This window comes from Bradyrhizobium sp. CB1717 (genome assembly GCF_029714325.1).
Taxonomy (GTDB): Bacteria; Pseudomonadota; Alphaproteobacteria; order Rhizobiales; family Xanthobacteraceae; genus Bradyrhizobium.
Genome location: NZ_CP121666.1, coordinates 892,491 through 907,940, shown reverse-complemented (window position 1 = coordinate 907,940; position 15,450 = coordinate 892,491). Strand labels below are relative to the sequence as shown.

The following is a 15,450-nucleotide window of genomic DNA, read 5'->3' as shown; positions in this document are numbered from 1 at the left end:
CGGTCCCGCCCGTCGACGCGACGCCTTCAGTGGCGCTATCGTTGCCGGGCAGGTCCGGCTATGGCCATTCCAGTGAAGCGGATGAACGTTGTGATGCTGACGGCAATGGCACCCACGACGGCAAATATCGTCCGCCAGATTGGTGAAGGCACCGTCATCAGGGCGATTCCATGTGTGGCGCTATAGCCCGCGACGATAGCGGGCGCGACGTAGAGAAGGATCGTCAGGAACCGAACCCAAGCCCATGGCGCGAGAGCGAGCGCAAGCCGGGCGACACCAAAGCTCACACCGCCCGCCACGAGGCCCGTTACGATGCGCCAAGCATGCCGGCGCCAGTGTGGAAGGCCCAGATGCCGATCGTCAGGCCAACGAAGGGGGGCAGTGCGAAAGCAGCAAGCATGAACACCAGCCAACAGGACAAGCTGATGACGATATAATGAGTGGTGGTCCGAGGATGATCATGGCGATGGGCTCCGTGAGATAGAAGTCTGACGGCTGCGCCTTCCACGACCACAGCGAGAGCGACACTATAGCAGGAAACGCAGCGACCGGATCGTCACAACTCCAGGTGCTCGATTTTTGTCATCAGCGCCGAGCTTGCGCTCGAAGGGCTCGTGCAATCGGCAATGGACCCTTTGTGATCTTCAAGTGGGCGCCAGCCGTTTGAAATCACCTAGCGCAATCAGTTTCAGGAAAGTCCTGTGTTCTTCTCCATTTCAGCGGCCACTCCATCGTGTGTGTGTTGCTTTTGAGCATCCGGGATCACAATCGCCACTCACTCCCAAGCCCTGATTGTTTTCCGTTTGGCGGCGCTTCGGCGCGCAACTATGCCACGCAACTATAACCGCTGCGTATTGGATCTGCCCTCGCAAATGTCGCGCTATGGAGAGACTTTCGGAAGCTCAGATTGTCAAATTTGAGACAATGTCGGCAAGTTGACGCGACAAATTATTCCGAAAACCCCGCAAAGCATACGAATTCAATTCGGCACGCGGTTTGCTTCATTCGCGAAATCATCACCAATCGTAGTGCAGTGATCTTCGGGACGGACCCGGCGCGCCCGCGTGTCTGGTCTGCTCCGACGATTTCTCGTGCGGCGATACTTGAGGAGCCGGGTCGTGAACTGGGAAGTGCAGGGCAAACTTTGATGCGATGTAAAATTATTTTTTATGGTGCGACAACAATTGCGCTCGTCGCAAGCAGCGCAGCGAAGCCGGCGGATCTTGAGCCACAACTTAAACTGCCACAGGCGGTATGGAACTGGTCTGGAGGCTATATTGGCGGGCACGCCGGCGGTGGGTACGGCCGCACCTCCTTCAGCAATCCCTACGGTCCATCAATCTATGGCGGCATCGTCGATACCCCGGCGTTCCTTGCAGGTGGCCAGATCGGTTACAACTGGCAGAACAACAGCTGGGTGTTTGGCATCGAGTTGGATGCCAGCGGTGCTGTCTCCGAGGGCACAAATACATGCCTCGCCCCTTCGGGCTTCGTTGTGAGCGCAAATTGCAAGGCAGGTCCGAGCCTCTTTGCGACCGGGACCGGTCGCGTCGGTTACGCCTTTGGCGCGCTCGGACACACGCTGGCCTATCTCAAGGCAGGCCTAGCCTGGCAAAACAATCGGGGCGATGTCGTCAACAACCATGAATACCCGTACCTGTCTCAGGAGAAAACCCATTTCGACTATGGTCGTCTCGGTAGCGTCATCGGGCTGGGCATCGAGCAAGCGATTACGCCTGCGTGGTCGGTGAACGTCGAGTATGACTATCTACATTTTGGCGGTCCGAGTGTGGCAACGGCTCCGACAGTACAACTGCCACCGCTAGCAATTCTGCCAGCGAACACAACCAGCCTGTCCAGCAACTACCACATCGGAAAGATTGGCCTCAACTACCATTTCGACGCCGACCTAAAGGCCGCAGAGGCGTCTAATGCGCCACGGTACACGAAGGAACCAGCCAGCGCGCGGCCCATCCCCTACGCGCCTGGCTGGTCCTTCGAAGGCGGCTCGCGGCTCTGGCTGAGCCGGGGACGTTTCCAGTGGGATCACAGCCCAGCGCACGAAGACCAGGATCCCGGCATGCTCATATCGAGGCTCACCTATCATGGACTGGACGGATTCTCTGGGGAACTGTTCGGCCGTGTTGATAGTCCCTGGGGAGTGTTCCTGAAGAGCAATCTTGGTGTCGGGCGGTTCAACAAAGGAAAAATAAATAATGAAGATTGGATACCCGGGAAGGGACTTTCCTACATCAACAACCTTTCCGGCCAGTCAAACGGAAGGTTCGCCTATTACACGGCTGACGTCGGTTACGACTTCCTGCGCAGCAGAGACTACAAGGTCGGCGGATTTCTAGGCTGGACCTATTACGGCCAGAGTTCGGACTCGACCGGATGCACGCAGGTGGCTAACCCGCTGTTTTCGTGTTTGACGTCGGGTGACAGCAGGATCATCGGCGGAGAGGATACTCAATGGAATGCGCCTCGGATCGGCCTGAGCGCCGAAACCATGCTGACCGAGCGTTGGCGTTTGAGCGCCGACGTGGCCTACTTGCCATGGACCGATTTCAAGGGGCGTGACTATCATCTCTTGCGTCCCGAGACCACCTTTATCGAACAACGCGGCAATGGTGGTGACGGCGTCCAGATCGAAGGCGTGTTGTCCTACTCGATCACCAAAAACATCAGCGTCGGAGTCGGTGGCCGCTATTGGGCCATGTGGACCAAAAAGGACAGCGACTCTTTGTGCAGCAGCAGCGGCTGCGTCGGTTACCCGCGCATTCTTGCGAAGTACAGTATGGAGCGCTGGGGTACATTCTTTCAGGCCTCTTACAAGTTCGACTAAAAGGATTGATCTTGGCTGGCTCGAGACTACTTCTCGAGCCAGCCAGGCCTGCTCATAAGCATCGACGACGGCGCCAAAAGGACGCCGACGTCGTGGGGAATGATGGTGAAGCACCTCGCAATCGAGCAGAACTAAGCTTGCATGCAAGAATGAGTGCCAGCCGGTGCGAGCCCAACACGCCTCTCGAGTCCCTTCCGGCCGCCGAAAGCCTCAGTGCCGACACGCTTGCACCCACCACCCGGCCTTCCTTGCCGATCGCGGCCGAAGCCATCTGGCTGGTGAGTTACAATGTCCGAAAGCGACACCTCAAGCACAACGACAACGACGCGCCATCGGTTACTTGCGACTAAAGCTCCTCAAGGGAATCGGTGCGTCCATCCTGCGATGCTCGCATTGTTGCCGCGCGGCGAACAGGATGGAAGCCGTGCGTAGGCAGATAGTTTTAGTTCATCTTTAAGCAAGAGTCGCGGGCCGGTCTTTGATGGCACGGCAATTGCTGGACACCATAAGGATGCGCAACATGTGGTGGTCTCGGTGTCCAGGATTTGAAATGAGTGTGCCCGACTGGTCGCAAATCAATGCGAGGGACGCTGCACCATGAGTGCGATTCCTCTGGAGGTTCGCTCCGGCATGCGGGTGCCGCTGTCGTTAGCCGTGACGATCTTTGACCCGCGCCTGGGTGTCGCGAAGAAGATGGCAACGCAGGATGTGATCTGGGTGGAGCGGGGGCAGCGAATCCGCACTGCTCAAATTGCGCGGCGACCATATCGACCGAACAGAAAGTCGTCCCTCTGACGCTTGTGTGTCGTCGCGCCCTGCCTTCACACGAAAAAGGAGTCCAAAAAATGCGCGCGCCGAGCTATTCCGAGGCACTAGAGTTCGCGATCGACCGCTCGTACGACATCAACCTCGACATGCTGAGGGCGCGAAAACTACACCTTGACACCTACAACGATTATCTTGTCGGCACATATCCACCTCTCAAAGCAATGGGCGAGCTGAACGCCGAAAAATTGTTGGGTGAGATTACGTCGTCAATTGACCTCTACTTTCACATCCCCTTCTGCAATCAGTATTGCACATTTTGTCACTTCGCCAAGGAAATCAATCCGCGTTCCAGACGTGTGGCGCGTTACCTGGCGGCTCTAGACAAAGAAATGAGTTGGTCGGACGCGGCGCTTGCCGGCAGGGCTATTGAGACAGCCTTCTTTGGAGGTGGCACCCCCTCAATCTTGACCAACCCGCAACTCAAGACACTATTTGACATGATCAAGCAGCGCTTTGATCTATCGAAGTCCGAAGTGAGTTTCGAATTGCATCCCTCTCTTGGAAAGCAGGTGGACGCAGCGGATCGCATATCCACTCTGCTCAGAAGCGGCGTAAACCGCTTCGTACTGGGGGTTCAAAGTCTCGATCAAAATATTTTGCGTATATTGAACCGCGGGCACGGTGTGGACGAGGTGAGACAACTGGTTGAATTGCTCAATAAGCTGGGTGTTCAGAATCTGTCGCTAGACCTTATCTATGGGTTGCCGCAGCAAACGCTCCGAAGTTGGTATGACTCGCTCATCGGTCTGCTGGATATGGGAGTGGAGAAGTTCAATATCTTCCCATTGTTGTTCAAGTCGACGGACCCCGTAGCTCGCCATTTGAGCAGAGGACGATACCAATTCGCTGGGGCGAAGGAGCGCATCATCATGCATTTCATGGCTGAGCATATCCTCACGAAACTTGGCTATCGCCATGGCCCGATCTTCTATTGGACCAAGAAGTCGCAGCCGCACTCTGTTCAACAGCGTCGCAAATACGATTCCTGGAACGACAATAATCTGGTCCCATTCGGGGTTGGCGGATTTGGCTACATGAGTCAGTGCCAATTCTACAATGAGGCAGATTTGGATCGCTACTTACACAGGGTTGAGTCTGGCGCGAAGCCAGTGTGGAAGGGTGTCGTCCTGTCACAAGACGATCTGATGCGCAGAACGGTGATGCTCGCGTTGCGAAGTAGTGGAGTGTCACTCTCCCGCTTCGAGAGGGAATTTGGAGTGTCTATGGAACTATGTTTTCGTCGCGAGATCAAAAAGCTAACTGAGGCGGGACTCATCAGCATTTCAAACGAAGGCGTGCTGACGTTAACCACTGCTGGCATCATCAATTCGGGAGCGGTATCGCTGCAATTTTTCTCCAACGAGGTGCTTGAGCGGGTCGCGCACACCGATAGCATGATCTTAGATAAACGAACTGATCTCATCGAGAAGCACGACTACTCACCGGCCGCGCGATACGGTGCGACTGCAGAGATGCAAGCTATTTTTGGCCAAGGCAGGTGAGTGCTTGATATGGTCGCCAGCATTTCCCTTTCCGCCCAAGAACCGCCTCGCAACCGCGAAGACATATTTTCTCATGCGGCCGATCGCATTGATCGTCGACAACGAAAACGACCGCTTGGGCGGTTCAGCAATTTTGTCGTCGATGAACTGCCACACGAGATTGCGGAAATCAAATCCAGTGAGCGGCCGGATGAAGCGGTTAGGGCCCTCGGTCGCAGTATCAGCGCGATTGTGGCGGACACAGACTATGATGCGCAGTTGCGGGGGCTGCCGCACTCCGAGTTCGAGATTGCCAAGACAGACATCCAATATCTCACCAATTGTGCTTATCAGATCTCCGCGTTTGCCGGCCTCCATCCCGGGGATGCCGAATTGACGGTGGGTGAGGCGCTAAACCGTCTTGCCCGCTTATCCCGCCAGCGGCAGCCTGGCATCGAGGTCCTCTCCTATGAGGATATGATACTTACGAATCCGGTACAGACCGATCCGCGTGTATACTGCCTTGGAGCGGCCGGCGTCGAGGAACGAGATTTTTGCTTGGGCCATCAACTCATCGAAAACGAATTGCAGTTTGCAATCGACGCTCTACTCGCGTTGCGAGATGTGGCTGGCGCTGACGCGCGTCAATGTCTCGCGCTGTGCATGAAGCACCTTGAGACGGCGAATTATGTCCTGACTCGCTTTTATGAACATATGTCGCCGGATCTATTTGGCCAATTCCGCGTGTTCTACGGAAAGAATCCTTACAAGGATAAGCTCGGCCCGAGCGGCAGATTCTCTGCCCGCATTGTGGCTGCCTCAGTACTGCTGATCGGCGAAGAGCTGTTCCTCCAGAAACCGCAATTTTTTTCGGATGTATATCGGCTGTCCGAGTACTACCCTCAAGCGTACATTCATGAGGTGTTCCGCTGGTTATCGCCGGACAAGAAAGATGCGTGGCTCAAGCCAGATTGGCTAGAAGGAAAAGCGGATTTCCCTCGGTTTGCAACCCTTTCGCCCGTCATAGAGCACGGCAACAGTGAAATCCGGATGCTGCGGGCATCCTGTGTTGGTGCGCTGGATCGGTTTACGCTGATGCACCATAGTACGGCTTTGAAGTATACGGTCGAGCCCGGTCGACCGGTTGTCGGAGTTGAGGCATCGGAAAGTATCGACGCTGTCCTTTTGCAGAGACTGTTGACGACGGCGGCTCAGCAAGCCTGAGGGTGCTATTTGCGTAGGAGAAAAGTTGATGGCGGAAGAGACGGAGGCCGTCGAGGCCAGTTGGCAGCCGATGTCGACGTCTCAAGACGAGGTGATCTTTCGTCGGTTCGAGTCAGGAGATGCCGATGATGTATGGCATCTGGATAGAGCCGCATCGGAGGAGGGTGGCGCGCGCGGCCCTGAAGGGGCTTGGGAAGATGACTTGCGCAATATCGGGGAGGTATACATCAGTTCGGGCGGTGACTTCTTACTTGCCCATATTGGTTCGCGTCTCGTCGCCATGGGGGGACTGAAGCCTGTCGATGCTGATGTCGCACAGCTGACGCGTATGCGCGTCGATCCGGCCTTTCGACGACGAGGGTTCGGAAGGAGGCTTCTTCGTGAGTTGGAATCGAGGGCCGTTGCTGCTGGGTTCAAGCGGATCGTGCTGGATACGACAATGATTCAACTAGGTGCTCAAAGACTTTATGAGACCGCGGACTATGTTCGCCGCAGGGAAGGGACGCTGCACGGATATGCAGTTATCTTCTACGAGAAGCGGCTGGCCGTGGAGGGCGAAGCTCTCCACTTGAGCAAGTAAGCTTGTGCGCTTTGGATCAGCTTCATGACAGGCTGAAACAACGTGATGTGCTCCATTTGTGGCGCGGGCGCCACCAAGAGAGAGGGAGGCGCGCAGAAGAGGGCGACGCACGGAGCGATAGTTCGTGATCGGTCCATCGAGGTGCAGTTTAGATCTGCCAGGTGGAGGATTGGTATGATATGAGTGGACGAATTAGCGAGCGGCTTCCGTTACGCTAGTTGTCTCGCAACTGTTTATTGCATCAGGCGGCGCGTAAGAAAGCTCTCGTGAATTCGGACACTTCTCTGGAAGGCCCGGTCCGCTGGCAATCCAAGCAGGAGACAGCATGCGCACTGCGAGTCCTTCGTTGAATGAGTCGTTCGTGAAGAGTAGGCCTGAGAAATAAGCAGAAGCGGTGTTGATATAGTGTTGGATTTTGCAGGAAAGCGGTGTGTTGGACCACGCTCTCCTGCGTTTTTGGATTTTGCTTTTGAGCGATTCGTGAGTCCCTGACCGCGGGTCGTCGGCATTGGGGAAGGCGATGAGCAAACCGCGGGATGATCGCAGAAGGACCTGCTGCTTCCGGCCCTCGATCAAATCATCGACATGGGTCACCCGCTGGTGCGGTTGGCGACGTTGATCGACTGGAACATCCTGGATGAACGCTTTAGTTCGGTGTGCCAAGCAGGGTCGGGGCAGCCTAGCCTGCCGACGCGGCTAGTCGCCGGCCTGTTCATTTTGAAGCACATGCACAACCTGTCAGATGAGGTGCTGTGCGCTCGCTGGATCGAGAACCCCTATTACCAATACTTCTGCGGCGATTGAGCTTCTGCCACCGTCTGCCGTTCGATCGATCGTCGATGACACGCTGGCGCCAGCGGCTCGGCGACGAGCAGCTCGTCGCGCTGATCCAGGAAAGTCTGTCGGTGGCGCACAAGACTGGCGCGATCGGCCCCAAGGACCTGGAACGGGTGGTCGTCATACCACAGTGCAGCCCAAGGCGGTTGCACATCCGACCGACGCGCGGCTGCTGCATCGAGCAATCACCAAGCTCGTCGGGCTCGCCAAGCGCAATCGGGTGCCGCTGCGCCAGAGCTATCTGCGCCCGGCCAAACGCGCCGCCATCATGGTCGGCCGCTATACCCACGCCCACCAGTTCAAACGCGCCCGGCGGCAGCTCAAGTTCCTGCGGACACGGCTTGGCCGGATCATCCGCGACATCCGCCGCAAGATTGATGGCGATGCGGTGCTGGAAGCTCGCTTCGGTCCGCTGCTCGGTTTAGCGCAGCAGGTGCGCAGCCAGGATCAGCATCAGCGCGGTCCGAAGGTCTATGCGTTACATGCCCCTGAGGTCGAGTGCATCGGCAAGGGGAAAGCCCGCGCGCCTTACGAATTAATGGCATGGACCACGCCCGCTCTCAGCGGCAACATGACCCCCCGGCAAGAGAAGGAGCACAAGCCATGTCCGCTACAAACATTGTTACGATCGGCATCGATCTAGGGAAAAACACATTCCATGTGGTGGGGTTCGATGCTATGGGAGCAATCGTCCTACGCAAGAAGCGATCGAGAAATCAGCTGGAGCAGTCGCTGGCCAATGTTCCGTCCTGCCTGATCGGAATGGAGGCTTGTGCAGGAGCACACCACATCGGTCGGAGGCTCGAAAAATTAGGTCATCAAGTCCGGCTCTTGCCAGCACAATATGTGAAGCCGTACCTCAAGGGTCACAAGAATGACTTCCGTGACGCTGAAGCAATTGCCGAAGCCGTTCAGCGCCCGACAATGCGATTCGTCCCATTGAAATCGACCGAGCAGCTCGATTTGCAGGCGCTCCACAGAGTTCGTAGTCGATTGGTGACGCAGCGAACAGCGGTCATCAATCAAATCCGGGGCTTTCTACTCGAGCGAGGGCTGCCGGTTCGGCAGGGAGCGGCAGCACTCCGATTGGCGCTTCCTCAGCTTCTCTCGATGCTCTCAGATAACCTGTCGCCTCGAGTAGTTCAGCTCGTTCAGGACTTGGCCGAGGACTGGCGCTATCTCGACCGACGGGTTACATCAATTACGAAAGAAATCAACGAGCTCGCCGAGCAGGATGCACACTGTCATCGGCTGATGACTGCTCCGGGCGTCGGACCGATCATCTCAAGCGTGATGCTCGCCGCGATCGGGACCGGCGATGCTTTTCGCAAGGGCCGCGACTTTGCGGCATGGCTTGGTCTGGTACCGAAACAATTCTCGACCGGCGATCGAACCATTCTCGGCCGCATATCGAGGCGCGGCAATCGGTACCTGCGAACGCTCTTCATTCAAGGGGCCCGAGCCGTGCTTCTTAGGCGCCAGACTTGGTGCAGGCACGGGTTTGGAGCCTGGTTGGAAGCAGCGTCCAAGAGGCTCCACTCGAATGTACTGGTTGTCGCCTTGGCCGCAAAACTCGCGCGCATGGCCTGGAGCATGCTTGCAAAGGGCCGCGACTACGACGCCAATTTCTTAGGCCAGACCGCCTGAGACACACGACCGGGAAGGGAAGAAGGATTCACGATCTCAATCGGAAGGGCACAATATCCCGCCGAGGTCTGCGAGACGGAAAAGACAAATGGAGAAACGGTTCCACCGACACTTCTGAAGCCTGGTTCGCAGCCATGGGCCCCTTGTCGAGGCCGTCGAGTTATTGAGGACAGGAGTGGGCGGATATCCATATTGGCTCGAGGCGAAAGCCTCAAATTGAAGCCGGATAGATTGGCGCAGACCGCTACATCCTTTTGTTGATTCCTCTTGCAACGCGGGCGTGGTCCATAGATTGCAACGCGGGCGTGGTCCATAGATCGGCTGCAAGGTCAGTATTGCCACCCCCGTGACGTCTCCGAAGGGCGGACAGTTCGTGCTCCATGCCAAGGCACTGCATGGCAATCCCTTCGACGGGCACACGCTCGGCCCTGTGATCGCCGACATGGAGAAGCTCACCGGCGTGGAAACTCGCCGCATCCACGTCGACAAAGGGTATCGCGGCCACAACCACCCGCATCGGTTCAGGGTCTGGATCTCGGGTCAGGTCCGCCACGTCACGGCTTCCATCCGCCGCGAGATGAAGCGTCGCGCGGCTGTCGAGCCCGTTATCGGCCATATTCATTCGTCGTCAACCCGGTGTGCCCAGGAGCATCGAGATTCTCCTGCCACCCGAAAACTTGCCCGTCCTCGAATGGCTCGGTATCAAAACGTCAAAATCACTGGGATGAACCACTAGTCACCCAGATTGCCGCCCAAAAACAAGACCTCAGTCTCCTGAGACGGCATTCCCCTCACCCAATCTAGCAACTCCTTATCTCCGGGAGCACGCCCGCGCTCTAGAATACCTTTGATTTTTCGATTGTCCAAGCGGTAACACTCGGCACCGTGTAGGTGTGTAGCTCCTTAGCATTCTTTGCAATTGCCTGCGCGCCATGCTCACTGTGGTCCTTTGAAAGAAGCAGTCGTGAGGGGTCCTGGGACAATGACACAAAAGCACTATCTGTAAGGCCTCGCGTGTGCCATGCGCCGAGGCGCGCCATATCAATTTCGTCCTCCCTCTCGTCGTCCGAACAGATAGCAGACTTAGAAACATGGGGCCTAGCGTGACAACGAAAATCCGCTAAGGAACGCACATGCTCGATGGCGCTCACATCCTCATCTAGGCGCGGCTTGCAATCGATGGCCTCGTTCTGAAAGCGGTACAGCCGCAGATATGACGATGCCAACACGTCGTCGATAATGCGGTCGCCATCGACACTGCCGGCCGAAGAGCCGATCGTTGCTGGCCACCGTGCTACTCGCCGCACAGCCAGCCTGATCTCGTTCTTCAGAGTATCAACGTTTGCTCCGGCCAGCGAGACGGCAAGTTCGGCGCGTCCCCTGACAAAGGATAGGGCCGGGCACCGTTCGCCTTCCTGGATAGCACGCGCTCTCACATTTCCTTCGTTAGGGTCGAGGGGGATCCAACCTTGGAACATTTCGAAGCGGCAGTTGAATCCCACGTTTGGAGGATTGGCCGCGAGTCACTAAGTTGCCGCTCAAAGTTCGCCTGATCCACAGAAGGGTCTGCTAGTGAGCTGGTTTGTGCATTCAAATCACCCGGCGGTTGCGGCGCTTGTGTGGCGTTCGGTAGATCGATATTCATCCTGTGCCCCTCGACTCGATACGTTCAGGCTTCATTTTCGCAGGGGGCGCCTTTCGAGAAGCTGACAAGTCAGGGAAAGGATGTCACCGACGTCCGACTTATTTGAACGCTTCCCCGTTTAGCTGTCAAACGCCATCGGAACTGCTCCCTTTGCGTCATGAAGAACTCCCCCACCTAGGTTCATGATGTCGCTTGACGGTTGGCTCCGCCGGTGACACGCAAAGGTCTTGAAGATGAGAATAGTAAGGTCCGCCCAGACATCGCCGCAGAACGACTTCTCAAAGTCGATCAGGCCTGAGACGGATACGCCGGATGCTGTTTGATGAGGGCATCGACGTTCGGCCGCAACGCATCATCGAGCCGCCCGTAAGCGATTGCGGCAACTTCCATGTCCCACCAGGCGTAAGCGGGACTGGCCAGCCGCATGAGGACGAAAATAATACCGCGAGAACGCGCATGGCTTGGCTCCCCTTACGCAGAGCAATGGCTGGCAATAAAATCTCTCAGATCAGTCCGTGATTCGTGCCGACGGGATCACTGCCTTGACGGAGACCAACTAGCATTGATTTCGTCAGAAAGGCACAAAGGTCTCTGACAGGCGATTTGGGACTTCAACAGATCAAAATGACCGTCGCCTCGTGGGTCTGCTGTTTGCCCTCTCGGCGCAGCGTGCAACGCTTCTACACCGCTGAAGGCAACAAAGTGCCCGGCGTGATCCATTGTACGGTCTACAAGCGCTTACGAAAACTCCGACGTTTAAGACCGACGCCCGCGAAGGCCACATTTTCTTCGAAAACTCCGTGCTAAGTGTCGTCTGATTGTCCCGGCCGCATGTAGGCCGTGGCATGACGGGAGCCCCGGCTTTCATGCCGGGGTTTTTCGTTTCCAGCGCGAGAAGTCCGCCGATTCAAGATGCCTTTGTGCAGCTTGATTTGAGTAGGCTCATGACGTGTCGCCGCCCACCACGACAACTCTGCTCGGATATCTAAGCATCGTCTGGAACAGCGCAGAGCGAAAAGCCGAATAGCAGGCAGACATGGCGCAGAATATCTACGACAATCCCGATTTCTTCGCTGGCTACAGCAAGTTGCCCAGACAGGTGCATGGGTTGGACGGTGCCCCTGAATGGCCCGCGATCCGAGCCATGCTGCCTGCTCTGGACGGAAAACGTGTCGTCGATCTCGGATGTGGCTTCGGCTGGGCCTCGCGCTGGATGCGGGAGCAGGGAGCGGCCTCAGTCCTTGGTCTCGATTTGTCGCAGAACATGATCGAGCGGGCCAGGGCGGACACAACGGACGCCGCGATCAAGTACTGCATCGCCGATCTTGAGACGCTGGACCTACCCGAGTCGGCTTTCGACCTCGCCTGCAGCTCGCTGGCTTTTCACTATGTTCAAGATTTCGGCCGCCTTTTGAATGTGATCCGCAAGGCACTGGTTCCTTGCGGTCATCTCGTCTTTACGATTGAACATCCGATCTTCATGGCAGCCGCACATCCGCACTGGATTAGCGATAAGGAGGGCCGCAAGACTTGGCCGGTCAATCGATATTCCGTCGAGGGTGAACGTCGGACGGACTGGTTCGCCCCGGACGTCCTGAAATACCACAGGACGGTGGGCACTACCCTGAACACGCTGATCGGCGCTGGCTTTCAAATTCGGCGGGTCGAGGAGTTTGCCCCGACACACGAGCAGATCCAGCAGATGCCGCAATTGGCCGAAGAACTAGAACGTCCGATGATGCTGATCGTGTCCGCGTCCACATCGATCGCCGGCGAAGCTTCGAAACCGTCGTGACTGGGTCGTACCGCGCCGCCGCCCCAGTACACATGTCAGCCCCGCGCCAAGCGCTGTCTTGCTGGTCCGTCCGCGGCCATTCCAGTGAAGCGGATGAAAGCTGTGATGCTGACGGCAACGGCTCCGACGAGAGCGAAAACCGTCTGCCACGTGGGTGAAGACATCGCCATCTGGGCAATTCCATGCGTAGCGCTGTAACCGGCGACGGTGGCGGGTGCGACGTAAAAGATGATGACCAAGAGCCGGAGCCAAGTCCATGTCACGAGGGCGAGCGCGAGCTGGCCGATGCCGAAGGTTGCAGCGCCAGCCACGAGGGCGACAGCGATGCCGCCCAGAGAGCCGGCTCCCGTGTGGAAGGCCCAAAGACCAATCGTTACGCCGGCGAAGACTGGCAACGCGAAGACTGCAAGCGTGAAGAGCAGCCAAGCGAAGAACCCTATGACGAGGAAAACAAGCAGTGGTCCCAAGGTGATCATGGTGGTGGGCTCCGTGAGATGAAAGTCTGACGGTCGCGCCTTCCACCACCACCGCGGCGCGAACGCAGTATAGCAGCAAACGGCGGCGACGGAATCGTCATAAATCCAGTTGCGTGCAGCTGACAAAGTGGACCATATTGAGCATCAGGAGCCGATCGCCTGGGCTGCAAGCGACCCAAAAGGCGGCATCTCGATTTCCCAATCGAACACCCCAACGGCAACCATTCTGCCGGCGCGCGGTGGTCATGAAGCGCTTGCGACTGCCATTAAGACGCCGGACTGAAATGGATTTGCCATGTCTTCAATCCAAAAGGAATGCGCAGACTTTCTGCGTACGACATTCAACAATCTGACCGGCAGCAAGCTTGGGTCAGGTCACGCTCACGAGATCGTTGCTGCGTATTTTGGCTATTGCACCGCAGCGGCTTTAAGGGCCGAGCCCACATACCAGCTTTCTGCTTTGAACGAAGCCGCGATCCTAATACCTGATCTGCGCTTAATGGATCAGCGCATGCAGCAGCTCAATGGTCTTCCCACAGGCCTACCCAACGTTGACGAACTGGCGTCGCGGCTCTCCAGCTTTCTCAGTGCAAACGGCTACCTTTCAGGTGAGGTTTGGTACACCCGAGATCTCGAGGAGTATATCAACGTGTCCTTCATTCAAGAGGATCCCATGATGATCGAGGACGCTCTCTCGGGTGAGATGGCTATGACGAACGCTTTTTTTGACGAGCTTTATATCGACAAAGTAAGCCTCGACGTCGGAGACGATGTGCTCGTGGCAAATGTATCAGGCGCTCTCAATGGAGAGAACGATCCGGATAAGCCGTTCAGCGGGGATTCCATCGTTTTCACGACGATGATGACATTTGAGCGTGCGGCCGGTCGAACCGGCTACAGGCGGCCGGAGCTGGAGACATCGGGCGCCATTGATGACTCGGATTATTATGACGAGGACGCCTGAGCCTGCTCGATATTTGTGCCGCAATTGAGCCTCAGCTCACGCATCGTTTTGCACGACGAAGTGCGGCGGCGTCTATGCGCCGCCGTACTTCCAGACCGGGACGCCAAGCTTCTTCGCCTTATCGGCGAGGTTGTCCTGGATGCCGGTGCCGGGGAAATGCATCACGCCGATGGGGAGCGTCTCCAGCATCGCATCGTTGCGTTTGAATGGCGCTGCCTTGGCATGTTTCGTCCAATTGGGCTTGAAGGCGATCTGCGGCACCTTGCGATGATCGGCCCATTTGGCCGCGATCAGTTCGGCGCCTTTTGGCGAACCGCCGTGCAACAGCACCATGTCCGGGTGCTTGGCGTGAACCTGATCAAGCTTGGCCCAGACTAGCCGGTGGTCATTGAAGTCGAGTCCGCCGGTCAGCGCCACCTTCGGTCCTGCAGGCAGGAACACCTGGTTATCGGCGCGCTTCTTCGCGGCCAGGAAATCGCGGCTGTCGATCATGGCGGACGTCAGATTGCGGTGGTTGACCTTCGACCCGTTGCGCGGGCGCCAGGTCGAGCGGGTATGGCGTTCGAACTCATCGGCGGCCTGGTCGCGCATCAGCTCGAAGGCGCCTCGTCGCTCGATCAGCGTCTGCCCTTCGGCCGTCAGTCGCTCCAGCTCGACGGATTTGATCTCGCTCCCGTCCTGCTCCCGTTGCGACCGCTGCTGCGCCAGTTCGTTGTCGTCGAGCTCACGCTCGATCCGGTCGATCGCGCGATGGAAGACGTTCACGGTTGACCAGAGCAGGTCTTCGAGGTCAGGTTCGAGACGGGTATCGGACAGCGCCATCACGAGGGCATCGAAGACGTCGGAGATGCTGCCGGCGAGGACTCGCGCTTCTGGGAGCGGCCGGGGATCTGGCTCATCGTGGAAGGGGCGATGGCCATAGAGCTGGAGCTCCTGGAGGACGTGGTCGGTCGGGGATGAAGAGTGATGCGGCTCGAAATCGTCGTGGTGGTCGGTGGTCATTGCGGCTTTCCTTCGCCGGTTCGACCGCGCCCATCGCGGCCTTCATGGCGACGAAAGCGGCGGGCGGGACGGAGCTGCACCCGAAGCGGAGCGAAGGGCCGAAGCGAAGCGGAGGACCGAAGGGGG

11 protein-coding genes and 2 pseudogenes are annotated in these 15,450 nt (G+C 57.3%); 10 read left to right on the top strand and 3 right to left on the bottom strand.

Going from position 1 to position 15,450, the window contains the following annotated elements:
- Positions 1-907 precede the first annotated feature (907 nt).
- From QA649_RS04190 to QA649_RS04155, 8 genes and pseudogenes are all read left to right on the top strand, one after another.
- Positions 908-2,845, top strand: a complete 1,938-nt coding sequence (locus QA649_RS04190; RefSeq protein WP_283023103.1) for an outer membrane beta-barrel protein — start codon at positions 908-910, stop codon at positions 2,843-2,845.
- A gap of 597 nt (positions 2,846-3,442) precedes the next feature.
- Positions 3,443-3,640, top strand: coding sequence for a hypothetical protein (locus QA649_RS04185; RefSeq protein ID WP_283023102.1), 198 nt, complete (start codon positions 3,443-3,445; stop codon positions 3,638-3,640).
- Between the two features lie 50 nt (positions 3,641-3,690).
- Positions 3,691-5,175: a coproporphyrinogen-III oxidase family protein gene (locus QA649_RS04180; protein WP_283023101.1), complete on the top strand. Its 1,485-nt coding sequence runs from the start codon at positions 3,691-3,693 to the stop codon at positions 5,173-5,175.
- Positions 5,176-5,184: 9 nt separating this feature from the next.
- Positions 5,185-6,378, top strand: coding sequence for a hypothetical protein (locus tag QA649_RS04175; RefSeq protein ID WP_283023100.1), 1,194 nt, complete (start codon positions 5,185-5,187; stop codon positions 6,376-6,378).
- Between the two features lie 28 nt (positions 6,379-6,406).
- Complete coding sequence (locus QA649_RS04170) at positions 6,407-6,958, top strand: GNAT family N-acetyltransferase (protein ID WP_283023099.1); 552 nt, start codon at positions 6,407-6,409, stop codon at positions 6,956-6,958.
- A gap of 520 nt (positions 6,959-7,478) precedes the next feature.
- Positions 7,479-8,330, top strand: a pseudogene (locus tag QA649_RS04165) (IS5 family transposase); the annotation flags it as partial.
- 68 nt (positions 8,331-8,398) lie between these two features.
- Entirely contained in the window at positions 8,399-9,442 is a 1,044-nt protein-coding gene (locus tag QA649_RS04160; protein ID WP_283023098.1) for an IS110 family transposase, read from the top strand.
- A gap of 319 nt (positions 9,443-9,761) precedes the next feature.
- Positions 9,762-10,061 (top strand): annotated as a pseudogene (locus QA649_RS04155) (IS5/IS1182 family transposase); the annotation flags it as partial.
- Positions 10,062-10,278: 217 nt separating this feature from the next.
- Here the strand turns inward: QA649_RS04155 and QA649_RS04150 are convergent.
- Complete coding sequence (locus tag QA649_RS04150) at positions 10,279-10,878, bottom strand: hypothetical protein (protein ID WP_283023097.1); 600 nt, start codon at positions 10,876-10,878, stop codon at positions 10,279-10,281.
- 1,245 nt (positions 10,879-12,123) lie between these two features.
- Between QA649_RS04150 and QA649_RS04145 the strand changes: the two genes are divergently transcribed.
- On the top strand, positions 12,124-12,882 hold the full coding sequence (locus QA649_RS04145; RefSeq protein ID WP_283023096.1) for a class I SAM-dependent methyltransferase: 759 nt from the start codon (positions 12,124-12,126) through the stop codon (positions 12,880-12,882).
- Between the two features lie 35 nt (positions 12,883-12,917).
- Here QA649_RS04145 and QA649_RS04140 read toward each other — a convergent pair whose 3' ends face one another.
- The gene (locus tag QA649_RS04140; RefSeq protein ID WP_283023095.1) at positions 12,918-13,358 is read right to left on the bottom strand and encodes a hypothetical protein; all 441 of its coding nucleotides are present in this window, start codon (positions 13,356-13,358) and stop codon (positions 12,918-12,920) included.
- Positions 13,359-13,653: 295 nt separating this feature from the next.
- Between QA649_RS04140 and QA649_RS04135 the strand changes: the two genes are divergently transcribed.
- Positions 13,654-14,322: a hypothetical protein gene (locus tag QA649_RS04135; RefSeq protein WP_283023094.1), complete on the top strand. Its 669-nt coding sequence runs from the start codon at positions 13,654-13,656 to the stop codon at positions 14,320-14,322.
- 72 nt (positions 14,323-14,394) lie between these two features.
- Here QA649_RS04135 and QA649_RS04130 read toward each other — a convergent pair whose 3' ends face one another.
- A complete protein-coding gene (locus tag QA649_RS04130) occupies positions 14,395-15,324 on the bottom strand; it encodes a DUF2493 domain-containing protein (RefSeq protein WP_283023093.1) in 930 nt (309 codons plus the stop codon).
- Positions 15,325-15,450: the final 126 nt, after the last annotated feature.